Source organism: Lentzea sp. NPDC058436 (assembly GCF_042721515.1).
Taxonomy (GTDB): domain Bacteria; phylum Actinomycetota; class Actinomycetes; order Mycobacteriales; family Pseudonocardiaceae; genus Lentzea.
In genome coordinates this window covers 64672-87923 of the sequence record NZ_JBHXLF010000008.1, presented here as the reverse complement: position 1 = coordinate 87923, position 23252 = coordinate 64672, and the positions used below count along the sequence as shown (strand labels likewise).

The window sequence follows — 23252 nt, the reverse complement described above, 5'->3', positions numbered from 1 at the left end:
CAAGATCAGCCGCAGTGCTCGAAACCGCTGGTGTAGCTGGAGGAACCGACCATGCCGCCCCACTTGACGCACTTGCCGGGCGCCTTCTTCTTCACGGGACCGGCGTAGTAGCCGTACTCGTCGCGGTCGGTCGTGCGGGCCGCGCCCTCGACCTCCAGGAACGCGCCGACGTCGGACGCCGCACCGATCTTGGTGGTCTTGATCGCGACGACGCAGTTGTAGCCGTTGGAGGCGTTGTACAGCAGGGAGACGCGGGCACCGGTGACGTTGGCGCCGTCGATCACCTTGTAGCCGTCACCACAGGCCTCTTCGGGGGTGTACGGGTTGGTGGTGCCACCGCCGCCGCACTTGTTGTTCGACTTGTAGTTCTTGGTGCCGTAGTACAGGATCGTCGTCCCGGAGAACTTGATCTTCTGCGGCGAGCCGTTCAGCAACTGCTCGAAGTGCAGGTGCGCGCCCGTCGAACCGCCGGTGTTGCCGACGTTGCCGATGGTCTGGCCCTGCGAGACGCTCTGGCCGACCGAGACCTTCTGCGCGGAGAGGTGGGCGTAGCGCGTGGTCCAGCCGCTGCCGTGGTCGATCTCGATCCAGCGGCCGTAGCTCGTGCTGCCCTCGTTGCGGACCTTGCTGACCGTGCCGGACGCGGACGCCACGACAGCGTCACCCTCGTCCGCGCTGCGGTTCAGGTCGATCGCGAGCTGCGGGCTGTGGTTGGTCCTGGTCTGCCCGGACCACGTCTGTCCACACGGGAACGGCAGCTCGAAGTTCGTGGCGGCGCTGGCCTGCGGGCCACCGAGCACCAGCACACCCAGGCCGATCGCGAGTCCGGCGACACCCGAGATCACTCTCTTGACGTTCATGATCTTCCCCTCAGTCATCCGAAGATCCGGCGGACCTTCGTGTACGGCGTTCCGTGGCTGTCGAGCTCACTGATCCGAACGCTCTTGCCATCACGTGGCGGAGAGGCCTCCAGGATCTTGTTCTCACCCAGGTAGAGGGCGACGTGCGTGGTGGCGTCGGCGTCGTTGTCGGAGCGGCCCCAGAAGACGAGGTCGCCCGGCTTGCGGTCCTTCAGCGCGACCGCACGGCCCTTGGTGTTCTGCACACCGGTCCAGGCACCGATGTCGAGTCCCGCGCCCTTCCAGAAGGCGTACAGCGTGAGGCCCGAGCAGTCGCAGCCGAGGCGGTTGTAGTCGTCACCCTGCGAGGGGTCGTTGTCCGGGTAGTGGTGCACGCCGTACGACGCGCCGCCCTTGCCACCGGCTCCCCAGGAGTAGAGATAACTTTTGCCAGTTTGCGACTTCGCGGTGTCGATCACGCGCTGGACCTTCTCCGCGTTCGTGCCGGTCGACGGCCCCGCGGGACCGTTGCCGCGGCCGTGCACGGCGTTGCCCGTCGGTGCCGGTCTTGAGGTAGTTGTCGGGCACCCACAGGTCGTCGGTGGTGAGGTCCCAGATCGTGCCGCTCTCGGCCTGGGCCTGGCACTTCACGGGAACCTCTTGTCCCGCCAGGTACTTGTCGACGACCGAACCGGGAGCCGTTGCCGCGTCACCCTTGTTCCTACGTCCGTTGAGGTCGACCTTGGCGGGGAAGGACTTCGAGACGGCGCGTGAACGTGCGGACCTCGGCCTGAGCCGTGCCGGCGCTCGTGAGAGGCGCCAGCACGACCAGGGCGGCGACCGCCGTGAGAGCGGTCTTCCTCATGTCAGCAGCGGATGCTGGTGCGGCCGGTGGGCGTGTTGCCGCTCCACTTGATGTTGCCGACGGCGTGGGTGCACACGCTCAGCGTGTTCGTGCCCGACGACCAGTTGTCCGCCTTCTTGCTCTGGCACTTCAGGCCTTCGAGCGAGTAGGGCGCGCTCGATCCGGTGGCGACCGAGACGCAGACCTCCCAGTTGGAGTGCGAGGAGCGGAAGCCCTCCCAGACGTAGGTGTAGGCCCAGTTCTTGTTGCAGCCCTTGAACTGCTTGACCGAGCCGATGGTGGTGCCACCGCTCGTGATGTACGCGGTGGAGCCGATCTGCGTCACCGGCCCGCAGCCGGGCGCCGACTCGGCCTGCGCGGGCGCGGACAGCCCGAGCATCGCGCCGCCGACGATCACGGCCGCACCGAGCGCGCTGGCGATCTTGCTGAACATGCTTCTCCCTCAACGGTTTTTCTTTGGTGCAGTGCAGGTGCAGGTCAGTCGGTGATGTAGCCGGTCACGGCGCGCCCCCTCAGCAAGCGCTCGACGCGAGACGGGCGGTGCGGTGCACGCCGTTGCGGTCGACGTAGAGCACCTCGCCGCGGGCGCAGCCGGGCGCGTGGACCATGTTTCCCCAGTGGTTGCCGGGCGTTCCCGCCGCGACGAAGCCGACGTGGTCGCTGCCCGACCACACGGTGATGCGCAGAGCCGAGTCGCCGCCGGAGTAGTTCGAGACGCGCACCCAGTTCGTCCTGCAGCCGGGCGACCACCGCAGCTCCGCCGTGCCGCCCGTGTACATGGGCGCGGTGTCGGCGGTCGTGGAACCACCGCTGCACCCGGCGGACACCGGGTCCTTGTCGTTGCACCCGCGCCCGCTGCAGGACGCCGCCTGTGCGTCAGGCGCCATCAGGAGCGTGAGCGCGGCGGCGGCGATCAGGGCTGTCGACTTCATGACGCAGACACTGCCGACGGGCGCTCACAGCGACCTGACAGCTACACCCCGTCAGATGTCAGCGAGGTGTCAGAACCCCACGTCAGCGATCGGTGCGCGAGCGGTCAGCGGCAGTCGTCACGGTGTCTCCATGACGTGGTTGCGCAAGCCCTGGGTGGGCCCGTTGGCGTTCGTGGTGGTGGCGTTCGTGGCGTTCTCGCTACCGCCGTACCTGACAGGAGATCGCCTGCAGGCGCGCGTGCAGTCGGACTGGGGACCGCACTACCCCCTGCTCGTCGTGCACGTGGTCTGCGCGTCGATCGCCATCCTCACGTGCGTGGTGCAGATCTGGCCGTGGTTCCGCGGCCGCTTCCCGTCGTGGCACCGCCGCCTCGGCCGCGTCTACGTCGTGGCCGGTGTGCTGCCGGCCGGACTGTCGGGCCTCGTCATCGGCTGGATGACGCCGTTCGGACCGGTCGCAATGGTCAGCACGGTCCTGTTGTCGGTGCTGTGGCTCGTCTTCACGCTGCTGGCGTGGCGCGCCGCCAGGCAACGCAGGTTCCGCGACCACCGCAAGTGGATGATCCGCAGCTTCGCGCTCACCGTCTCGATCATCACGAACCGGATCTGGGGCGTGATCGGGTTCCTGCTGCTGTCCGACCGCGTGCCGGAGGCCGAACTGCCGCAGACGATCGCCGGGATCTCGACGTGGGCCGGGTGGACGATCCCGTTGCTGGCCTCGCAGTGGTGGCTGGAGCGCAAGCCGAAGCGTGCGGTCGCGGAGCGGCGCGAGGCCGTTCCCGTGTGACGCCCGGGCGACTACGGTCGGCAGCCATGAGGCTACTGCTCGCTGTCCTGATGATGGTCGTGCTCGCCCCGGTCGCCTCCGCCGCGCCCGCGGCGGCACCGACCGCGAAGTGCGAGTTCATCCCGACGCCGGAGAACCCGGCCGCCCGCCCCGTCCAGCCGCCGCGCTCCGTCGTGCCCGCGCGCGGCACCGTGAAGGTCACCATCGTGACGAACTACGGCGTGGTCGTCGCCGCTCTCGACCGCGCCAACGCCCCGTGCGGCGTCGAGAACTTCGCCCACCTGGCGCGGAGCTGGTTCTACACGATGTCGCAGTGCTGGCGCCTGACCGACACCACGCGCCTGGGCGTGCTGCAGTGCGGCGACATCTACCGCGCCGAGGAGGGCGGCCCCGGCTACCGGTTCGCCGACGAGGTGACCGGCAAGGAGACCTACGGGCGCGGCACCATCGCGTACGGGAACCAGGGGCCGGGGACGAACGGCAGCGAGTTCTTCATCGTGCACTCGTTCGCCAACATCCAGCCCGTGTACACCGTGATGGGTCACGTCACCCACGGCATGGACACGCTGGACCGGATCGTCGCGGCGGGCATCGTGCCGCAGCCGGACGGCCTGCTCGACGGTGCGCCGAAGAAGCCGGTGAGGATCCTGCACGTGCTCGCTGGTTAGTGTGTGTCAGTGCGAAAGATCCTGGTCATCGGTATCGGCGCCGGCAACCCCGACCACCTGACGGTGCAGGCCGTGAAGGCGTTGCAGACGGTCGACGTGTACTTCGTGCTGGACAAGGGTTCCGTGAAGCAGGAACTCGTCGACCTGCGCGCGTCGATCCTGGCGTCACACGTCACGCGCCCGTACCGCTGGGTGGAGGGCCGCGACCCGGAGCGCGACCGCAACCCCGCCGACTACGCCGCCACCATCGAGGCCTGGCGCCGAGATCGCGCCGACGTCGTGCTGTCGTTGTTGTCGGAGCTGGGCGAGGACGAGGTCGGCGCGTTCCTGGTGTGGGGCGACCCGTCCCTGTACGACTCGACCCTGGCGATCCTCGACGACCTGCTGGCGCGCGGCTCGGAGTTCTCCGTGGAGGTGATCCCGGGCGTGACGTCGGTGGCAGCTCTGACCGCCGGCCACCGCGTGGCCCTGAACCAGGTCGGCAAGCCGGTGCAGATCACCACCGGCCGCCGCCTGGCCGCCGGGTGGCCGTCCGACGTGGACGACGTGGCCGTGATGCTGGACGCGTCGTACTCGTTCGAGGGCGTGGACCCCGACACGTGGATCTACTGGGGCGCGTACCTCGGGATGCCCGACGAGATCCTGGTGTCGGGGCGGGTCGGGGACGTGGCGGCGGAGATCCGCGCGGTGCGTTCCGCCGCTCGTGAGCGCAAGGGCTGGATCATGGACACCTACCTGCTGCGCAGGCCCTGATCACTCCGCAGCCTCACTTCGCAGTCTCGCTCCGCGGTCTCACTCCGCAGTCTCACTCCGCGATGAGCCGCTCGACGGAGCGGACGACGAGGTCCCTGTTCGCGTTCGGGGTGCTGAACCCGAGGATCGACATGTGCACGACCAGGTCCAGCAGGTCGGTGGCGTTGAACGCGGCGGTGATCTTGCCGTCCAGCTGCGCCTGACCGACGGCCTCGACCTTGTGCCGGTACGCCTCGGCCTCCGGCTCCGGGACGGACTCGAACCCGTTCTCCAGCCGGTGGTACGCCGCGAGCCTCAGCAGCCGCGGCTCCTCCTGGTAGGCGTCGAACAGCCGGCCCGCGTAGCCGGGCAGGTCGTCGGGCGTGATCGGCACGGACCGCACGACCCGGTCGATCTGGATCGTCAACAGCTCGTCGAACAGCCCTTCCTTGCTGCCGAAGTAGGCGTAGATCATCGCCTTGTTGCAGCCGGCCTTGGCCGCGATGCGGTCGACGCGCGCGCCGGCGATGCCGTACTCGGCGAACTCGTCCAGCGCCGCTTCGAGCAGGTTCGCCTTGGTCGCTTCCTTGTCCCTCGCCACGTGCTCCATCCTAACCAACCGGTTGGTCGCGGCAACCAACCAGTTAGTTGTCCGCGACGAGAGAGGGCGGCCTGCGCACCACCGATGTGCCGCCGGCAAGAACACCGGGTGATCCACAACGTGGCATGGGATGTCGGGCGCGGCAACATGGGAGACAGACAGGGCCGCTGGACCAGGACCGCCGAGTCGGGACCGCCGAGCCAGGACCGCCGGGCCGCGACCGCCTACCTGACTCAGCCAGCCCGGGACTGCTGCGCACAGGACCGCGGGAACCACGACTGCCGGGCCCACGACTGCCGGGCCCACGACCGCCGCATCCACGACTGCCGCTTCCACTTCACCCGGGAAGCCTCGCCGGGCCGACCGAGCAGCAGGCGCGATCTGGCCGCAGCCGAACAGAGCGGAACTTCCTCGCGCGCCACGGACAGCACCTCACACCCGCGCGCGACCCCGAGCCCGACATTCGGCACCACGCCCGCTGACCCGCAGGCCCGCTGACCTGCGCGCCCCCTGCTCGCCTGCCCACTCTCACGCCCACACGCCTCCTGCCTCCTGCCTCCTGCCTCCACGCCCTCACGCCCTCACGCCCTCACGCCCTCACGCCCTCACCTAGCGAACCTCCCGCATGCCATCAGGCAACTAACCGGTTGGTTGACAGCAAACCCCAAACGTGGTTGCCTAGCTCTAACAACCAAACAGTTAGTTAGTCCAGCCAACTGGTTAGTCGGGAGAGGGTCATGAAGGTCGCACTGGTCACGGGAGCGTCGTCGGGGATCGGCGAGTCCACGGCGGTTGAGCTGCACAAGGCCGGTTACACGGTCTACGCGGCGGCTCGCCGGGTGCAGCGGATGGAGGGGCTGGCAGCACAAGGCATCAAGGTGCTCGCGATGGACGTGACCGACGACGAGTCGATGGTCACGGGGGTCAAGCAGGTCATCGCCGAGTCCGGGCGGATCGACGTGCTGGTGAACAACGCCGGCTACGGGTCGTACGGGGCGTTCGAGGACGTGCCGCTGTCCGAGGGCAAGTACCAGTTCGAGGTCAACGTGTTCGGGCTCGCCCGGCTGGTGCAGCTGGTGGTGCCGCACATGCGCGCGCAGCGGAGTGGGCGGATCGTGAACGTGTCGTCGATCGGCGGCAAGATCTACGAGCCGCTCGGAGGGTGGTACCACTCCACGAAGTTCGCGGTCGAGGGGCTGAGCGACTCGTTGCGGCTGGAGTTGAAGCCGTTCGGGATCGACGTCGTGGTGATCCAGCCCGGCGCGATCAAGACCGAGTGGGGCGGGATCGCCGTCGAGAACCTGCGCAAGCGGTCCGGCCAGGGTGCCTACAAGGAGCAGGTGCGGCAGCTGTCGGCGTTCTTCGGGCAGGTCGAGCGCGGCTCGGAACCGAAGGTGATCGCGGACGTCATCGTGAAGGCGGCCAGTACGAGGAGGCCGCGGACCAGGTACGCGGCCGGGTTCGGCGCCGGGCCGATCCTGTTCGCGCGCAGGCTGTTGTCCGACCGCGGGTTCGACGCGCTGTTCCTCGGGGCCATGCGCCGTGCGGGGCGTGTCTGAGCAGGTACCTTCGGTTCAGAACCACCGAGGGGAGTCGTGTGCACGAGGGGCTGTCGCCAGAGGCCGAGAAGCTCTACCTGGCGATGTTGCGCGGAGACGCCGACGACGGGCCCGACCAGGCACGCGAGGAGCTTGAACGGCTGGGGCTGGTCAGGAACAACGACGTGCGTCCGCCCCGGTCCGCGCTCGCGGCGATCGCGTCCGGTCACGAGGCCGCGGCCGTCCGGGCGCGCGAGACCGCCGAGGTCCTGGCCGCCGCCTATGCCGAGCGCGGCGCGAAGGAGGTCTCCTTCGTCGAGGTGCTCACGGGCGCGGACGAGGTGATCAGCACGTTCGAGGAGATGCAGAGCCAGGCCAAGGCGGGGATCCGGGCGCTCGACCCCGGTTCGTACCTGAGTCCGCAGCCGGAGGCGAGTCCCGCGCAGCCTCCGGCGCTGGCTCGCGGCATCGCCTACCGGGTCGTGTACGAGTCGGCGTTGCTGCAGACCGAACGCGGGTTCGCGTCGGTGCAGGAGAGCATCGCGGTCGGCGAGCAGGCCCGGACGTTTCCCGGTGTGCCGCTCAAGCTCGTGATCGCGGACTCGGACCGAGCGTTGATCGCGGTGCCGACCGTCACGGGCGGGAACGTCGTGGCACTGCTCATTCACCCGTCCGTGCTACTGAGTGCGTTGATCGAGTTGTTCGAGGCGTTCTGGCGAATGGCCGTGTCGATCACGCCCGGCAGCCAGGAGGACACCAACGCGGAGCCGACGACGGCCACCCGGCAGTTGATGGCGCTGCTCAGCGCCGGTCTGACGGACGAGTCGATCGCGCGTGAGCTCGGCATCAGCGAACGCACGGTGCACCGCAGGGTGAGCCGGCTGCAGCAGTTGCTGGGTGCACAGACCCGGTTCCAGCTCGGCGTGCAGGCGTCACGACGAGGTTGGCTCTAGTCACCACCAGTAATTGAGACGCCGATCTTCATCACTCTGGGAACACGATCGGTGACAGTTTCCAGACATGGCGACTTTCTGCCATCACCCAGGAGTGTTAAACGCGGGTTTTACCCCTTCTCCTCTGTTGCAAGCGCGGCCTCACCCGGCCGTGCGGGGGCAGGAAGGGATCCACACCGTGAGGAAGTACTTCAGAGGCGGCATCGCCGCGGTCACAGGGGCGCTGATCGCGACGACCATCGTGCTCACGCCGACGGCGAGCGCGGCCGCCAAGCAGGACCCGGACACGCAGAAGCTCGCAGGTGCGCTCGCCACCCAGAAGGTCACCTGGGAGGAGTGCACCTTCCCCGGCGTCGACCCCGCGACCGTCACGAAGTTCAAGACCGTCAAGGGCCTCGCCTGCGCCACCGTCCAGGTCCCGCGCGACTGGCACAACCCGGCCGACGGCAACACGATCGGCATCCGGGTCTCCAAGACCGAGACCGCCTACAAGGGCACCAGCCGCCAGGGCATCGCGCTGGTCAACCCCGGTGGCCCCGGCGGCTCCGGCCTGCCGTGGGGCGCGGCGATGGCGCTGCGCGCCCCGGTCCTCGCCGGCCAGTACGACTTCATCGGCTTCGACCCGCGCGGCGTCGGTCTTTCCACGCCGCTCACCTGCAGCTACACCGTGCCGAACAGCACCGACGAGAACGTGCTGAACAAGGCCAAGGTCGACGGCTGCCTCGAGAACCCGCTCACGCAGTTCATCACCACCGAGCAGACCACGTACGACATGGACTTCATCCGCGTCCTGCTCGGCGAGAAGAAGATGAGCTACATCGGCTACTCCTACGGCACGTGGCTCGGCACCTGGTACGCCGCCACGTTCCCGAGCAAGGCTCACCGCTTCCTGCTCGACTCGGCCGTCGACGCCTCGCAGTCGACCCTGGAGAACACCTGGGACCTGCAGCCGCGCACCCGCGACCGCCAGTTCCAGGAGGCGCTGCTGCCGTTCATGGCGCGCAGCGACGCCAAGTACGGCCAGGGCACCGACCCGATGGAGATCCGCCGCAACTGGGAGAAGGCCGGCGGCACCCGTGAGTTCGTCGGGCAGCTCTTCGTCGCGTGGTTCGTGCTCCCGGCGATGTACGACACCTCGCAGTACCACGTGGCCGCGTCCGCCGTCGCCTCCGTGATCGACGCCGCCGCCGACGGCACCTCCACGGAGAAGGTCGAGCAGATCGTCGCGAAGATGCTGACGATCCCGGGTCTCACCGACGAGAACAAGGCGTTCATCGCGAAGGCCAAGAACAACGCGCTCGCCGCCATCGCCAAGAAGGAGCGCGTGACGGTCAAGACCACGACCGCCGCCGCCGAGGTCGAGACCTGGGACGCGTCGTTCGAGGCGATCCGCTGCCAGGACGGCCAGTGGAACCAGAACCTGCACTACTGGAAGTACTGGGTCGCCGACCTGACCGTGAACGCGCCGTTCATCGCGCCGTTCATGAGCACGCCGCTGTGCGCCTACTGGCCGGCCAAGACCTCGATGCCGAAGCCGGACAAGAAGACCTTCCCGCGCCTGCTCATCGCGCAGTCCGAGCTCGACGCCGCCACCGCGTACGAGGGTGGTCTCGCCACCTCGAAGGCGCTGCCGAACGCCAAGATGATCAGCGTCGACAACGAGGGCTCGCACGGCCTGTTCCCGTACAACACGGACTGCGTCGACGACCCGATCGTCGCCTACTTCCAGACCGGCATCACCCCGCGCAAGCAGTACACGGGCTGCCAGGCGCTCCCGCTGCCGAACGAGGACAAGACGTTCGAGGTCGGCGGCAAGCTCACCAACGGCAAGGTGAAGATCAAGATGATCACGCCTGCCGTGAAGGAGGCCAACAAGATCGTCAAGGACCTGCTGAGCGGGTCTTCGACGGCGGCGGCCGACGAGTCGGGCATGCCGGCCAACCTGTAACACCCTGTTAGAGCTGCGGCCCTCGGCGCGTTGCGCCGGGGGCCGTTTCCATGCGCGGGGTGGGTTGGGGGCGATGAGGTTGGGGGGCGACAGGGTCGGGGTGACGGGCTGGGTGGCGGCGAGCTGAGGCGGAAGGCAGCGGGCGGTGGGAGGCAGCGGGCGGCGGAAGGCAGCGGGCGGCGGAAGGCGAGCGGCGACAGGAGGCGGACGGGGGCGGCAGCGGGGGCAAAGGCGGCAGGCGGCTAGACATCCGGCGGTGCTGGGGCCGCGGCACCGCCGCGGGCACCGAACTCGGCGGCCGCCCGGGAACCCGTTCCGGCCGGGCCCGGCGCAGACCTCTAGCGCTGCCACCACTTCTTGCGGACCACGTCCACGATCACGCACGTGATGTTGTCCGGCCCGCCGTTGCCGTTAGCCAGCGCGACGAGCTGCCAGACCGCCTCCGTGCCGTCCTCTGTGGACAGCAGGATCTCGTGCACCTCGTCGAGGTCGGTGTAGTCGGTGAGGCCGTCGCTGCAGAGCAGGTAGCGGTCCTCGACCTTCGCCTGGTGCCAGGTGAGGTCCGGGTCGTGCGAGTTGCCGGACTGCAGGGCGCGCAGGACGTAGGCGCGGCGCGGGTGGACCAGGGCCTCCTCCGGCGTCATGCGGCCCGCGTCGACCAGGGCCTGGACCATGGTGTGGTCGTGGGAGATCTGGCGCAGTTCGCCTTCGCGCAACAGGTACGCGCGGGAGTCGCCGATGTGGGCGAGCTGGAAGGCGAGGCCCTCCCAGCGGATGGCGGTCAGGGTGGTGCCGGCGCCCTGCGGGGCTTCGGCGTCGAGTCTGCGGGCGATCTCCGCTACCGCCGGGCCGAGGTCGCCCTGCCAGTCGGCGAGGACGTTGACCGCGAGTGCGCTGGCCACTTCACCGTGCTCGTGGCCGCCCATGCCGTCCGCCACGGCCTGCAGGTCCTGGCGGACGTAGACCGAGTCCTCGTTCTGCTCGCGGACGAGCCCCGGATCGGTCGCCACGGCGATGCGCAGCTCGTGTGTCATGTCTCCAGTAGAGCAGTTGTGAAGTGAGTTCACAAGCAATACGGTTGTGAACCATGGATGAGACGGTCAGCGCCGGAGACATCGCGCGCCTCGCTGAGGTGGGGCGGGCGGCCGTGTCGAACTGGCGGCGGCGGTTCGAGGACTTCCCCGCGCCGGTCGGCGGGACGGCCTCCAGTCCGTTGTACCTGCTGCGCGACGTCGAGTCATGGTTGAAGCGCAACGGGAAGTCGTTCCGGGTGTCGCCGGCCGAGAGGTTGTGGACCCAGCTCAGGACCCACGACGACCTGAAGCTCGGTGAGGCGCTCGCCTCGACCGAGACGGACGCGGAGACGTTCGAGTTCCTCCACGAGCGCTACCTCGAAGCCCACTCGCGGCTGCTGAACCCCACGCCGCCCGAGGTCGTCGAGGTCGTGCTCGCCACGACCGACGGCGACACGGTGATCGACCCGGCGTGCGGCACGGGCGGCCTCCTCAAGGCCTCCAGGGCGCGGAACAAGATCGGGCAGGAGCTCGACCCGGTGTCCGCCGTCATCGCCAGGCGCCGCATGCCGCAGGCGCAGATCTTCACCGGCGACTCGTTGCGGCACAACGGGGTCCAGGAGAAGGCCGACGCGGTCATCTGCGACCCGCCGTGGCACGACCGGGCGTGGGGGCACGAGGAACTGCTCGGCGACGCCCGCTGGACCTACGGACTGCCTCCGCGCGGCGAACCCGAGCTGGCCTGGTTGCAGCACTGCCTGTCGCTGGCCAAGCCGGGCGGGCTGGTCGCCGTCCTGATGCCGTCCGCGGCGGCGACGCGAAGGCCCGGCAAGCGAATCAGGGGGAACCTCCTGCGCGCCGGCGCGGTCAGAGCCGTCATGACGGTCCAGCCGGGACGAGACCTGTGGTTGCTGCGCAACCCGATCGGCCGCGCGCCCGAGCACATCGCGCTGCTCGGGGCGCCAGGGCCGCTCGACCCCAACACGCGGGTCATCGACCTGCTGGACGACGACGTCGACCTCAGCCCGTCGCGGCGCAGCGGCACCGACGCGTCCGCCTACCTCGCGGCCCAGCCGACGTTCGCCCTCACCACTCTGCCCGAGCTGCGCGAACAGGCCGCTCCCCCGATGACGACGATCGGCGAGCTGGTCAAGGCCGCCCCCGGCAAGCACGTCGTCACCTCCCCCACCGGCGCGACGTACGAGATCAACCCGCGCAAGGTCGACCCCGACTTCCTCGAAGGCGTGCTCAGGGCCGCGTTCGCCCGCACGCCGACCGGATCGACGCGGCTGGACGTCAGACGAACGCAGGTCCCGTCGCTGCCGATCGACGAGCAACGCCGCTACGGGCAGACGTTCAAGCAGCTCAAGTCACTGGAGGACGGACTGGCGGAGGCCGCGGCGCTGGTCGGGCTCGGGTACGCGGGTCTGCTCGGCGGACGGATCGGGCCGGCGTGAGAGTTAGGCTTCCGGCGTGCTGATCGCCGACCGCTACGAGATCGACGACCTGCCGCTGGGGCGGGGTGGCATGGGTGCCGTGCACAAGGGCCGGGACCTGCGCCTGGATCGACGTGTCGCGGTCAAGCTCCTGCGCCTGCCCGGCAGTGATGACGAGGTGGCGCAACGGTTCGCGCGCGAGGCTCGGATCGTCGCGAAGCTGGAGCACCCCGGAGTGCCCGTCCTGTACGACTTCGGGACGTTCGAGCAGCGCCTGTTCCAGGTCATGCAGTTCGTCGACGGCGTCACGGTGGCCGATCTGGTCGGCGAGTTCGGCCCGTTGCCCGAGGCCTGGGCCGCGAACATCGCCGCGCAGGCCGCCGCGGTGCTGGCCGCCGCGCACGAGGAGGGCATCTGCCACCGCGATCTCAAGCCCACCAACCTGATGCTGTGCCCGGACGGCGCGGTGAAGGTGCTGGACTTCGGCCTCGCACTGCTGCGGGAGAGCGACGTCGCGCCGTTCAGCAGGGCGGGCCAGATCCTCGGCACGCCCAGCTACATGGCGCCCGAACAGATCCAGCGCGGGACCGCCGAGCCGCGCAGCGACCTGTACGCGCTGGGGTGCGTGCTGCACGAGATGCTCACAGGTGAACAGCTGTTCACCGGCCCGACGGCCTACGCCGTGTTCGACAAGCACGTCAAGGAAGCACCACCGAGAACCGAAAGCGTGCTCGATCCTGTGGTGCAGCGGTTGCTGGCCAAGGACCCCCAGGACCGGCCGGCGACGGCGCTCGACGTTTTCGAGGACCTTCAAGGGTTTGCGCAGGATCCACCGGCGCTGCCCGGTTTCGTGCGGGACGGCTCGACGGCGATGTACTCGAGCGTGCAGGTCAGACCGGGATTCGGTTCACCTCGTGATCACCGGTCGCCCACAGGTGCTGCACCGCGTACGCCCGCCACGGCCGCCACGCCTCCGAACGCCTGACCAGCGCGGCCGGCGTCGACGGCAGGCCCAGCGCCTCGGCGGCCAGACGGATGCCGAGGTCGGTCGGCAGGAACGCGTCGTCGTCGCCCAACGAGCGCATCAGGATCGACTCGACGGTCCACGGGCCGAAGCCGGGCAACGACGACAACCATTCCCGCGCCACTGCCCGGGAAGCGCCGGGAGACAGGTCCAAACCGGACTCCAGCGCACCGAGCAGCGCCGCCATCGTACGGCGGCGCGACTCCGGCATGGCCAGCTCACCGACGTCGAACGCCAGCGGGAACAGGAACATGTCCCCTACCGGTGTGCCATAGGCCGCCACGAGCCGTGCGGCGTGCGTGCGCGCGGCCTTCGTCGAGACCTGCTGGCCCAGCACGGCCCGGATGGCGAACTCCGCGCCGTCCACCGTGCGCGGCACACGGCGGCCTGGTGCGGCGGAAACCAGCGGCGCCAAAAGGGGATCCGCGGACAACGCGGCATCAACGACGAATGGATCGGCGTCGAGGTCGAGCAGAAACCGGCAGAGGTCTAGAGCACTAGCCGAATCGCGAGCATCGGACAGTTCCAGCGTGCACGCGACGTGATCCGGGAACGGCCGCAAAGAGGCGATGCCGAAACCGCGGGGAAGTCGCAAGGTTCGCCGGTAGACACCGTCGCGCCACTCCTCCACGCCGGGAACCGCGGTGGCGATGAGGTGGCCGAACAGGTTGTCGGGACACAGAGGTGATTGAAAGGACAACCGTTCCGAGAACGCGCTCAGCCGCATGCGGGCCAGCATGCCGTCATTCCTGCTGAGACGCTGGCGGGAAAGCGACATCATTCCGGACGGGGCCAACCGGGTGACCTGCTTCGCAGCCGGAAAATCCGTGGCTAGGCTGACCGCAGCGCCGCCGCAGCAGTTGTCAGGTTCAGCAGGGAAGGGCGGCGTCGCGTGCGATGAGAGCGGCCTGTACGCGGTTGTCGCACCGGAGTTTCGTCAGCAGTCGGCTGACGTGGGCTTTGATGGCCCCTTCTGAGAGGTACATGAGCCGTGCGATGCGTGCGTTCGCCATGCCCTGCGCCAGGTACACGAGCACTTCCTGCTCGCGTCGGGTGAGCAGGCTGATGCGGCTGCGTGCGGCGTCACGGCGTTCCGAGTCGGCGCCGGTGAAGTGGTCGATCAACGCCCGCGTCGCGGACGGCGAGAGCATCGCCTCTCCCGCGGCGACGGCGCGCACGGCGTTCACCAGCGCGCCGGGTTCGCCGTTCTTGAACAGGAATCCCGCCGCACCGGCCCGCAACGCGGGGAACAGCAACTCCTCGGTCTGGGGCGTGCACAGCATGATCACCTGCGTGCCCGGCACGTGCCTGCGCACCATCCGCACCGCCGCGAGGCCTTCCATGCCGGGCATGGACGCGTCCATCAGCAGCACCTGTGGGCGTTGGCGCCGCGCCATTTCGAGCGCGCCGCCGCCGTCGCCGGCCTCACCGACCACCACGACACCACCGGACCGTTCCAGCACGCCGCGGACGCCGGTGCGGATCAGCACCTGGTCGTCAGCGATACCAACGGTGATCGTGCGCGGTTTGTCCACCAGTTGCAGACCTGCGCTCGCCCACGAAGTGCTCGTCGTCAACGTCATGCGGACTCCCTGTCAGACCGGACCAGCTTCCAGTTTGTTCCCGAACGAGAGCGGCGGGAAGGCAGGCATAACGAAGAGGTTGCGAACCGTCTCGGTCGTATCAAGCCGTAACGGGTCGCACGGGACGCTTCACCACGCACCACCTGCTCGAACGCCGGACCGAGACAGGAACACCCTGCCGTTACGGCTGGAGGAAAGGGACTCATGACCAGCAACGGGCGTTGCGCGCTGTGCGACGGCACGATGCCTCCCGCCACCTCCGAGCAACGCAGGTCCTACTGCTCCAACGCATGCCGCCAACGGGCGTACCGGCGCCGGGTGACCGTGTCCGCGGCGGCACCCGCCACCAGGCAGAACCTGCGCGTGCTGTCGAACCTGCCCGCCGCGCGCGACACGTTCGTCGGGCGCCAGCAGGAGCTGTCGAAGATCGACCAGCTGTTGCGCCGCCATCGTCTCGTTACGGTCGTCGGCAGTGCGGGTGCGGGCAAGACGAGGCTCGCGCTGGAGGCCGCGGGCCGGCTCAGGCGCGGCCGGACGGACCGGGTCCTGCTCGTCGCGCTGGGCGAGATCACCGCTTCCCGAGACGTCGTGCCGGCCCTCGCCGACGCGCTCGGAGTGCTCGTGCGGTCCGACGAACCGTTGCGCGACACCGTGGTCGAGACGCTCGTGAACATGAAAGCGGTCGTGGTCCTCGACAACTGCGAGCACCTCCTCGACACGTGCGCCGAACTCACCGACACGCTGCTCAACCGCTGTCCCGGCGTCCGCGTTCTCGCCACGTCCCGCGAGGCGCTGTGGATCACCGGCGAGGTCAGCTTCCACGTCGAGGGACTGCCCGTCCCCTCAACGGATCGGGACCTGGTCACGACCGCGGCACCGCGTTCCGAGGCGGTGAAGCTGTTCGTGGACAGGGCTCGCGAGCGCAAGCCCGACTTCCGGCTGACAGCCGCGAACACCGCCGCGGTCGCGTTGCTGTGCGCGCGGCTGGAGGGCATGCCGCTCGCCATCGAGCTCGCGGCGCGGTGGGTGCAGTTGTTGCCGGTCACGGACATCTGCGACCGCATGGACGAACCGCTGGAACTGCTGACGCTGGGCTGCCGCAAGTCGCCGTCGCGGCAGAGCTCGTTGCGGGAGGCCATCGACTGGAGCTACCAGCTGCTGGAGCCGGACGAGCAGTTCGCGCTGCGGCGGCTCTCCGTGTTCGACGGCGGCTTCGACCTGGCCGCCGCCAACGAGGTCTGCACGTCGGAACGCTCCGCGGAACCGGTGCTGGACGTGCTGTCCCGGTTGCAGGCGAAGTCGTTGCTGACGGCCATCCCCGGCACGACCCGGTTCCGGCAGCTGGAGACGATCCGGCTGCACGCCAGGGAGAAGCTGCTGGCGGCCGGCGAGCTCGACACCGCGTACGAGGCGCTGGCCCGCTGGTTCACAGACCTGTCGGACGCGCTGCTCACCACGCCGCTGTCGATGCCGGCGGACGTGCAGCTCAAGCTCGACAACCACGTCGACAGCCTGCTCGGCACGGTCGAGTGGGCGGCCGACCGCGCCGACGAACGCCTGCTGCTGCTGACGTCCTCGCTCGCGGACTGCACCGCCCGCCGCGGACGGCTCGGCCAGGCGCGGGTGCTGCTGCGGGACGCGCTGCGGCGACCGTCCACGCGGGACGACTACCGGTGCGTGGCCCTGAACCACGCGGCCAGGCTCGCGGCCGAGCAGGGCGACCACGACGAGGCCGTGGCGCTGTCCGGCGAGGCGTCGCGGCTCGTGCCGTCGAGCTCGACCGCACTGGCGATGAGCTGCCGCAGCACGTTGGCGGCGGTGCAGCGGTCTTCCGGCGAGTGGGAGGCCTCGGACAAGAACAACACGGAGTGTTTGAGGGTCGCCGAGTTGTTGGGCGAGCCTCTCGCCCGTGCGCAGGCGTTGGTCGATTCAGCGCGCACGGCTTTGTCTCTCGGCAAGCACGAACGCGCCGAGGCGAACGTCATGTCCGCGTTACCGATCTCGCGCGCGTCGGGCGTTCCCGCGCGCATCGCCTCCGCTCTGAACACACGCGGCGCCGTCGCGTTGGTGCAGGGCGACCTGGACGAGTCCGCGCACGCGTTCCAGGAGGCGCTGCGCATGGACGGCATCAACCCGTTGACCGCCCCCGACGCGTTGGAAGGCTTAGCCGTGGTCGCGTTGATGCGCGGTCAGGCCGAGCGCGCGCTACGGCTGGAAGCGACCGGACGGGCCATGCGTCGCTCTGTCGGCGTGGTGCCGAACCCGTTCTGGGCGGAAAAGGTCGCCGGTGCCATGCGCGCCGCACGGCTGATGCTCCCCGTCGCGCGCGCAGAGGCTGTTAGTACGCCGTTGACCGCCACGGAGACCGAGGCGTTCATCCAGGACGAGGTGTGGCTGGACCGCACGGAGGCCGCGTTCGACTCGCTGGACGACCACGAGCGGCGGGTGATCGCGCTGCTCGCGACGGGCCTGACGAACAAGCAGATCGCGAACCGCCTGAACGTCTCCGTGCGCACGGTGGCCTCGCGGCTGCTGCGCCTGCGCGAGAAGCTGGGCCTGCAGAGCCGCGAGGACGTCGCCGCGTGGGGCGCGGAGCGGGCTATCGGTTGAGCGCGTAGACGTCGACCCACAGCCGGCACATGGCCTTGGCCGCCAGCTTCAGGTCGGGAACGTGCTGCGCCGCCTCGGTGTCCTCGCTGGTGATCGCGAGCACGGTCATCCCGGCCGCGCGCGCCGAACGGACGCCGGGTCGTGAGTCCTCGACCGCGAGGCACTGCTCGGGCTCCAGCCCCAGCCTGCGCGCGGCCGCCAGGTACGGATCGGGCGCGGGCTTGCCGTGCTGGACGTCCTCGCCGCTCACGATCACCTGCACGTGCCGCAGGATCCCGGACGCCGACGCGGCCGCCCGCACGTACCGGCGCGGTGCCGCCGACACCAGTCCCACCGGCCCCAGCTCCGCCGCGAGGGCGACCAGTTCCGCGGCCCCCGGCTGCAGCCCGAACGTGCCGCGCGCGATCGCGTCGACCATGCCGTCGACGCACTCCGAGATCGCCCGTTCCGGCGTCAGGCCGTCGCACCGGTCGGCGAGGTAGGCGCCCCAGGTGGTCCTGCCCTGGATCGCGGCCCAGTCGGCGCGGGTCCAGGAGCGGTCGTGGCGGGCGGCGACGGCGCTGATGACCTGGTTCCAGGTGGCCGCGCTGTCCACGAGGGTGTCGTCGAGGTTGAAGACGGTGGCGAGAAGCGTCACTCGATCATGGTTGTGGCAGTGGGGGCGGGAGGCTCGGCGGACTAGGGGGTTTGACCCGATGGTGCGAACTTGCCGGCGGCGAGTTTCGTGATCAGCTGACGGGATTCCTCCTCGCCCAGGGCCTTCCGATCAAGTGCCTTGAGGATGTCCTCGTAGTCCTTGACGGACTCCTTGCGCTCGATGACCAGATTCGAGTTCTCCGCCTCCAGGAAGACCACCGGTTCGATCCGGTCGAACCGCAGCAGGTCGAAGCTGCCCGCCATCCCCGCGTGAGCGCCGGCGGCGAACGGCACGATCCGAAGGTGGATATACGGCCGCACGGACATCTCCAGCAGGTGGTGCAGCTGCGTGCGTACGACCTCGTCACCGCCCGTCTGCGTCCACAGCACCTGCTCGTGGAGGAAGAACGTGCAGTCGAGCCGCTGCCGGAAGACCTCCTGCATGGCGAGGCGCCCGCTGACCCGGTCCTCGATCTCGTCGGCGGGGAGGCCGACGGACTCGGCCGCGATCGCCCGCAGGTAGTCGGGCAGCTGGAGCAGACCGGGGATCACCAGCGGCTGCCAGACCACGAACTCCCTGGCCTTCCAGAGGTGTTCGAGGAAGGTGCGCATGCGGAACGCCTGCTGGTCGGCGAAGTGCTGCCACCAGACCGTCAGGTCCGTCTCGCGGAAGAGGTGCAGCAGGTGGTCGCGCTCCTCTGGATCGATGCGGCAGAAGCTGAGCAGTATCGCCAGATCCACCTCCGTGCAGCCGCCCTTGCCGTGCAGCAGGTCGGACAACTTGCCGGGGTCCCAGTCGATCTTCTCGCAGATCTCGCGCCCGGTGAAACCCGTTCCGGCGATCGCCGCGCGGACGGCGTCGCCGAACTCGCGGCCCCGCGCCGTGGAGAAACGCTTTGGCATGGAACGAAGTTAGGGCCGACCGTCCTGTTTGCGCAGTCACCGGGCCAGAACTCGACCCGAAGGGCTGTCGTCTCGGAACCCCTCCAATGGTTAACCAACTAGACGGGAACCGGACATCGGGGACCTACTAAACCGTTTTCGAACTACTCCATTCGAGTGACGGCAGAGGTCTAGACCTTGACCTTCGAGTGGTCTAAACCACATCGTTCCCGGTACCCCCTGCGACTGAGGAGACCGATGTCCAAGTTCCGATGGCATCTAGCTGCTCTCTTCGCGGCAGTCGCCGCGATGGTCCTCGGAATCGTCGTCGTGCCCGCCGCGAGCGGTGCCGGTGGCGTTTCCGCCACGTTCTCCAAGGGTTCGGACTGGGGAACGGGCTTCGAGGGCAAGTACACGATCACGAACAACAGCTCGGCGGCCCTGACGTCGTGGACCGTCGAGTTCACTCTGCCGGCCAACCACCGCGTCACGTCGCTGTGGGACGGCTCGTACACGACGAGCGGCCAGACCGTCACGGTCAAGAACACCTGGAACGGCAACGTCGGCGTGGGCGGGTCGGTGAGCTTCGGCTTCAACGGCGCGTACAGCGGCACGTTCGGCGCTCCGACCAACTGCAAGCTCAACGGTGGCTCGTGTGAGGCCGGCGGGACGAACCCGACGACCACCACGACGACGTCGACCACGACGTCCACCACGACCACGACCACGACCACCACGACGACGACCGGCCCGCCCCCGCCTCCTGGGAAGATCAACCTGGGCTACTTCGCGGAGTGGGGCGTCTACCCGGCGCGCAACTACCAGGTGAAGAACATCGACACCTCGGGTTCGGCGTCGAAGCTCACGCACATCAACTACTCGTTCGGCAACGTGGTGGGCGGCAAGTGCACCATCGGCGAGGCCTACCCCGCCATCGAGAAGGCGATGACGGCGGCGGAGAGCGTCGACGGCGTTGCTGACACCTGGGACGCGCCGGTTCGCGGCAACTTCAACCAGCTGCTCAAGCTGAAGAAGAAGTACCCGCACATCAAGGTGCTCTACTCCTTCGGCGGCTGGACCTGGTCCGGCGGCTTCGGTGAGGCGTCGCGCAACCTGCCCGCGTTCGTCGACTCCTGCTACAACCTGCTGAAGGACCCGCGCTGGGCCGGCCTGTTCGATGGCATCGACATCGACTGGGAGTACCCGAACGCGTGTGGTCTGTCCTGCGACACCAGTGGCCCGGCCGCGTTCGCGAACATGGCTCAGGCGCTGCGCAACAAGTTCGGCCAGAACTACCTCGTCACGGCGGCCATCACGGCTGACGGCTCCAACGGTGGCAAGATCGACGCCGCCGACTACGGTCCCGCGTCGCAGTACCTCGACTGGTACAACGTCATGACCTACGACTACTTCGGTGGCTGGGCGGAGCAGGGCCCGACGGCTCCGCACTCCCCGCTGACGTCGTACCCCGGCATCCCGACCGCGGGCTTCAACTCCGAGGCCGCGATCTCGAAGCTGCGCTCGAAGGGCGTTCCCGCCAGCAAGCTCCTGCTCGGCATCGGCTTCTACGGCCGCGGCTGGCAGGGCGTGACGCAGGCCGCCCCCGGTGGCACGGCGACCGGTAAGGCTCCTGGCACGTTCGAGGCCGGTATCGAGGACTACAAGGTCCTGAAGACGAAGTGCCCCGCCACCGGCACCATCGCCGGCACGGCCTACGCGTTCTGCAACGGCCAGTGGTGGAGCTACGACACCCCGCAGACGATCACCAGCAAGATCCAGTGGGCCCGCAGCCAGGGTCTCGGTGGAGCGTTCTTCTGGGAGCTCACGGGTGACACCGCGAACGGAGAGTTGATCACCGCGATGAAGAACGCCCTCGGGTAGTCCTTCATAAACGCCGGGAGGGGAGCTGGGTCAACCCAGCTCCCCTTTTGTTTTGCCCGAAAATCAGCAGAAGACCTCGGTGAGCAGCTTGTTGAAGGCCTCTCCCGGGTCGCCCTCGGTGGGTCCGCTGGTGGCGTTGAGCTCGAAGCGCTTCTTGCTGTCCGGCGTGCTCAGCAGCTGCGACGAGTAGCCGGGGATGCCGCCGCCGTGGCCCCACACCTTCGTGCCGCACGGCAGGGTCTCGACCTGCAGGCCGAGGCCGTACTGCGGGCTCACGGCCGTGGTCTTGCTGATCTCGGCCTGCTGCGCGGGCTTGAGCAGCCTGCCGCTCGACAACGCCGTGATGAACGTGTCGAGGTCGCGGGTCGTGGAGATCATCTCGCCGGCGGCCCAGGCGACCGACGGGTTGATCCGGGTGATGTCGGACGGCTTGCCCGCCACGGTCCAGTAGGCGCGGGAGTGCGGGCCGTTGATGTTGACGTTGTCGCCGGGCACCTCAGTGTCCTTGAGCCGCAACGGCTTGAGGATGCGCTGCTCGACGGCCTTCTCGTACGGCTTGCCCGTGAGCTTCTCGACCAGGAGACCGGCGACGACGTAGTTGGTGTTGGAGTAGTTCCACTGCGTGCCGGGGTCGAAGTCGAGCGGCTTGGCGGTGGCGATCGCCAGCAGTTCCTGCGGCGACCAGTGCTTGTAGCGGATCTTCTCGAACTCCTCAGGGCTGAGCGGCAACGCGTTGGTGTAGTTGAAGAGCCCGCTCGTGTGCTGCAGGACCTGGCGGACGGTGATCCGCTGGTCGACCAGGCCGGGCAGGTAGCGGACGACCGGTGCGTCCAGGTCGACCTTCCCCTCACCGGCCAGCTGGAGCAGCACCGTCGACACGAACGTCTTGGTGATGCTGCCGACGCGGAACCTGCCGTCGTCCGGCACCGGGCGGGTGCCGTTCAGGTCGGCCTTGCCGGACGTCGCGGTGAAGCGCTGCCGCCCGTCCACGACTCTCGCCTGCACGCCGAGCGCCGCCCCGCTCTGCGTGATCTGGTCCAGTGCCTGCTGGATGACCTTGCGGTCCGCGCTCGACGTGTCCGCCGACGCGACTCCCCCGGTGGTCAGGGCCAGAAGGCTCGCTGCGGTGACTGTGGCTACCAATCGAATCCCCATGCACCACAGCTAATCGGGGTCGGACGCGACTGCGCATCCACCTTCAGTCGTACGCGGACCCTAGGGGTTTCGCTGAGAAACCCTCAGCAGAAGATCTCGTTGATCAGCTTGCCGTAGGCGTTCGTCGGGTCGCCGGTGCCGACGCCCACGGAGATCGAGAGCTCCACGCGGCGCTGGAGGTCCGGCGTCGAGTAGGCGTAGCTGGAGAAGCCCGGCACACCACCGGGGTGGCCGATGATCGTGGTGCCGCACGGGGCCTTCTCCACGAACACGCCGAGGCCGTAGTCCGTGCTCACCGCGGTGGTCTTGGTCAGTTCGGTCTGCTGGGCGGGCTTCAGCAGTCCGCCGGTGAGCAGGGCGCTGTAGAACGTGTTGAGGTCACGGGTGGTCGTGATGACGTCACCTGCCGCCCAGAAGACGGACGGGTCGAAGCGGGTGGTGTCGACCGTGCGCCCGTTCACGATGCCGTACGAGTGGGCGTGCGGACCGCGGATCTCGGGGTCGTGGCCGGGGAACGTGGTGTCGGTGAGCCGCAACGGCTTCAGGACGCGCTGCTCGACGGCCTTCTCGTACGGCCTGCCGGTGGTCTTCTCGATCAGCAGGCCGAGGACGACGTAGTTCGTGTTGGAGTAGTTCCACTGCGTGCCGGGCTCGAAGTCCAGCGGCCTGCTCGTGGAGATCGCGACGAGCTCCTCCGGCTGCCACCGCTTGAACCTGATCTCCTCGAAGCCCTGCGGGTCGAACGCGAGCGCGTCCGTGTAGTTGTAAAGCCCGCCGGTCATCTGGAGCAGGTGGCGGACGGTGACGCGCTGGTCGACCAGGCCCGGCAGGTAGCGGACGACCGGGGCGTCCAGCGCGATCCTGCCCTCCCCCGCCAGTTGCAGCACCACGGTCGAGGTGAAGGACTTCGTGATGCTGCCCGCGCGGAAGCGGCCGTTGGACGGGACCGGGCGCGGGTCGTTCCTCTCGGCGGTGCCGGACCTCGCGGTGAAGCGGGTCCGGCCGTCGGTGATCCGGGCCTGGGTGCCCTGGGCGACCCCGACCGCGACGAGTTCGTCGAGCCCTTCCTGGACGATCCGGCGGTCTACTCCGGTGTCGTCGGCGACCGCGGTTCCGGTGAAGAGCAGGCTGAAGGCGGCGATGGTGGCGAGCAAGCGTTTCCCCATGCC

23 protein-coding genes are annotated in these 23252 nt (G+C 68.8%); 10 read left to right on the top strand and 13 right to left on the bottom strand.

From position 1 onward, the window contains the following. Nucleotides 1-5: 5 nt before the first annotated feature. The 5 genes from ACFWN2_RS27035 to ACFWN2_RS27015 all read right to left on the bottom strand — a co-directional run bounded on the left by ACFWN2_RS27035 (nucleotide 6) and on the right by ACFWN2_RS27015 (nucleotide 2636). On the bottom strand, nucleotides 6-863 hold the full coding sequence (locus ACFWN2_RS27035) for a M23 family metallopeptidase (protein ID WP_382432253.1): 858 nt from the start codon (nucleotides 861-863) through the stop codon (nucleotides 6-8). Nucleotides 864-874: 11 nt separating this feature from the next. Beyond that, nucleotides 875-1384, bottom strand: coding sequence for a C40 family peptidase (locus tag ACFWN2_RS27030; protein ID WP_382431928.1), 510 nt, complete (start codon nucleotides 1382-1384; stop codon nucleotides 875-877). Between the two features lie 176 nt (nucleotides 1385-1560). Further along, nucleotides 1561-1704 carry a hypothetical protein gene (locus ACFWN2_RS27025; RefSeq protein ID WP_382431926.1) on the bottom strand — a complete coding sequence of 48 codons (144 nt, stop codon included), beginning with the start codon at nucleotides 1702-1704 and terminating at the stop codon, nucleotides 1561-1563. Nucleotide 1705: 1 nt separating this feature from the next. Then, entirely contained in the window at nucleotides 1706-2137 is a 432-nt protein-coding gene (locus ACFWN2_RS27020) for a hypothetical protein (protein WP_382431924.1), read from the bottom strand. A 79-nt stretch (nucleotides 2138-2216) separates the two neighbouring features. Beyond that, nucleotides 2217-2636 (bottom strand): DUF2690 domain-containing protein, encoded by a 420-nt coding sequence (locus tag ACFWN2_RS27015; RefSeq protein ID WP_382431922.1) that lies wholly within the window; start codon nucleotides 2634-2636, stop codon nucleotides 2217-2219. A 130-nt stretch (nucleotides 2637-2766) separates the two neighbouring features. Here ACFWN2_RS27015 and ACFWN2_RS27010 point away from each other — a divergent pair, with 130 nt between their 5' ends. From ACFWN2_RS27010 to cobF, 3 genes are read left to right on the top strand one after another with little or no spacing between them, the layout of a single operon-like run. Next, nucleotides 2767-3423, top strand: coding sequence for a DUF2306 domain-containing protein (locus ACFWN2_RS27010; protein WP_382431920.1), 657 nt, complete (start codon nucleotides 2767-2769; stop codon nucleotides 3421-3423). Between the two features lie 26 nt (nucleotides 3424-3449). Further along, entirely contained in the window at nucleotides 3450-4091 is a 642-nt protein-coding gene (locus ACFWN2_RS27005; protein WP_382431918.1) for a peptidylprolyl isomerase, read from the top strand. A 9-nt stretch (nucleotides 4092-4100) separates the two neighbouring features. Next, nucleotides 4101-4844: a precorrin-6A synthase (deacetylating) gene (cobF, locus tag ACFWN2_RS27000; RefSeq protein ID WP_382431916.1), complete on the top strand. Its 744-nt coding sequence runs from the start codon at nucleotides 4101-4103 to the stop codon at nucleotides 4842-4844. Between the two features lie 52 nt (nucleotides 4845-4896). Here cobF and ACFWN2_RS26995 read toward each other — a convergent pair whose 3' ends face one another. After that, entirely contained in the window at nucleotides 4897-5424 is a 528-nt protein-coding gene (locus tag ACFWN2_RS26995) for a TetR family transcriptional regulator (RefSeq protein WP_382431914.1), read from the bottom strand. Nucleotides 5425-6161: 737 nt separating this feature from the next. Between ACFWN2_RS26995 and ACFWN2_RS26990 the strand changes: the two genes are divergently transcribed. The 3 genes from ACFWN2_RS26990 (at nucleotide 6162) to ACFWN2_RS26980 (ending at nucleotide 9863) form a co-directional block, all read left to right on the top strand. Continuing rightward, nucleotides 6162-6983, top strand: a complete 822-nt coding sequence (locus ACFWN2_RS26990; protein ID WP_382431912.1) for an oxidoreductase — start codon at nucleotides 6162-6164, stop codon at nucleotides 6981-6983. A 38-nt stretch (nucleotides 6984-7021) separates the two neighbouring features. Further along, a complete protein-coding gene (locus ACFWN2_RS26985) occupies nucleotides 7022-7915 on the top strand; it encodes a helix-turn-helix domain-containing protein (protein ID WP_382431910.1) in 894 nt (297 codons plus the stop codon). A 178-nt stretch (nucleotides 7916-8093) separates the two neighbouring features. Continuing rightward, nucleotides 8094-9863, top strand: a complete 1770-nt coding sequence (locus tag ACFWN2_RS26980; RefSeq protein WP_382431908.1) for an alpha/beta hydrolase — start codon at nucleotides 8094-8096, stop codon at nucleotides 9861-9863. Between the two features lie 338 nt (nucleotides 9864-10201). Here ACFWN2_RS26980 and ACFWN2_RS26975 read toward each other — a convergent pair whose 3' ends face one another. Further along, nucleotides 10202-10897 (bottom strand): PP2C family protein-serine/threonine phosphatase, encoded by a 696-nt coding sequence (locus ACFWN2_RS26975; protein WP_382431906.1) that lies wholly within the window; start codon nucleotides 10895-10897, stop codon nucleotides 10202-10204. A 53-nt stretch (nucleotides 10898-10950) separates the two neighbouring features. Here ACFWN2_RS26975 and ACFWN2_RS26970 point away from each other — a divergent pair, with 53 nt between their 5' ends. Further along, nucleotides 10951-12333 (top strand): class I SAM-dependent DNA methyltransferase, encoded by a 1383-nt coding sequence (locus ACFWN2_RS26970; protein ID WP_382431904.1) that lies wholly within the window; start codon nucleotides 10951-10953, stop codon nucleotides 12331-12333. Nucleotides 12334-12349: 16 nt separating this feature from the next. Further along, entirely contained in the window at nucleotides 12350-13297 is a 948-nt protein-coding gene (locus ACFWN2_RS26965; protein WP_382431902.1) for a serine/threonine-protein kinase, read from the top strand. Here ACFWN2_RS26965 and ACFWN2_RS26960 read toward each other — a convergent pair. Together ACFWN2_RS26960 and ACFWN2_RS26955 are read right to left on the bottom strand one after the other, a co-directional pair. Next, a complete protein-coding gene (locus ACFWN2_RS26960; RefSeq protein ID WP_382431900.1) occupies nucleotides 13203-14075 on the bottom strand; it encodes a DNA-3-methyladenine glycosylase family protein in 873 nt (290 codons plus the stop codon). The two genes, ACFWN2_RS26965 and ACFWN2_RS26960, sit on opposite strands and share 95 nt — an antisense overlap. 130 nt (nucleotides 14076-14205) lie before the next feature. Further along, nucleotides 14206-14919 (bottom strand): response regulator, encoded by a 714-nt coding sequence (locus tag ACFWN2_RS26955; protein WP_382431898.1) that lies wholly within the window; start codon nucleotides 14917-14919, stop codon nucleotides 14206-14208. A gap of 204 nt (nucleotides 14920-15123) precedes the next feature. On the opposite strand from ACFWN2_RS26955, the gene ACFWN2_RS26950 reads away from it, so the two are divergent. Then, nucleotides 15124-17529, top strand: coding sequence for an ATP-binding protein (locus ACFWN2_RS26950; RefSeq protein WP_382431896.1), 2406 nt, complete (start codon nucleotides 15124-15126; stop codon nucleotides 17527-17529). Here the strand turns inward: ACFWN2_RS26950 and ACFWN2_RS26945 are convergent. Then, on the bottom strand, nucleotides 17519-18166 hold the full coding sequence (locus ACFWN2_RS26945; RefSeq protein ID WP_382431894.1) for an HAD family hydrolase: 648 nt from the start codon (nucleotides 18164-18166) through the stop codon (nucleotides 17519-17521). The two genes, ACFWN2_RS26950 and ACFWN2_RS26945, sit on opposite strands and share 11 nt — an antisense overlap. 41 nt (nucleotides 18167-18207) lie before the next feature. After that, nucleotides 18208-19068 carry a helix-turn-helix domain-containing protein gene (locus ACFWN2_RS26940; protein WP_382431892.1) on the bottom strand — a complete coding sequence of 287 codons (861 nt, stop codon included), beginning with the start codon at nucleotides 19066-19068 and terminating at the stop codon, nucleotides 18208-18210. Between the two features lie 237 nt (nucleotides 19069-19305). Between ACFWN2_RS26940 and ACFWN2_RS26935 the strand changes: the two genes are divergently transcribed. Further along, nucleotides 19306-20928, top strand: coding sequence for a glycosyl hydrolase family 18 protein (locus ACFWN2_RS26935; protein ID WP_382431890.1), 1623 nt, complete (start codon nucleotides 19306-19308; stop codon nucleotides 20926-20928). A gap of 63 nt (nucleotides 20929-20991) precedes the next feature. Here the strand turns inward: ACFWN2_RS26935 and ACFWN2_RS26930 are convergent, their stop codons facing one another. Both ACFWN2_RS26930 and ACFWN2_RS26925 read right to left on the bottom strand, forming a co-directional pair. Then, the gene (locus tag ACFWN2_RS26930) at nucleotides 20992-22083 is read right to left on the bottom strand and encodes a serine hydrolase domain-containing protein (protein WP_382431888.1); all 1092 of its coding nucleotides are present in this window, start codon (nucleotides 22081-22083) and stop codon (nucleotides 20992-20994) included. 83 nt (nucleotides 22084-22166) lie between these two features. Beyond that, nucleotides 22167-23249: a serine hydrolase domain-containing protein gene (locus tag ACFWN2_RS26925; protein WP_382431886.1), complete on the bottom strand. Its 1083-nt coding sequence runs from the start codon at nucleotides 23247-23249 to the stop codon at nucleotides 22167-22169. Between the last annotated feature and the right edge of the window lie 3 nt (nucleotides 23250-23252).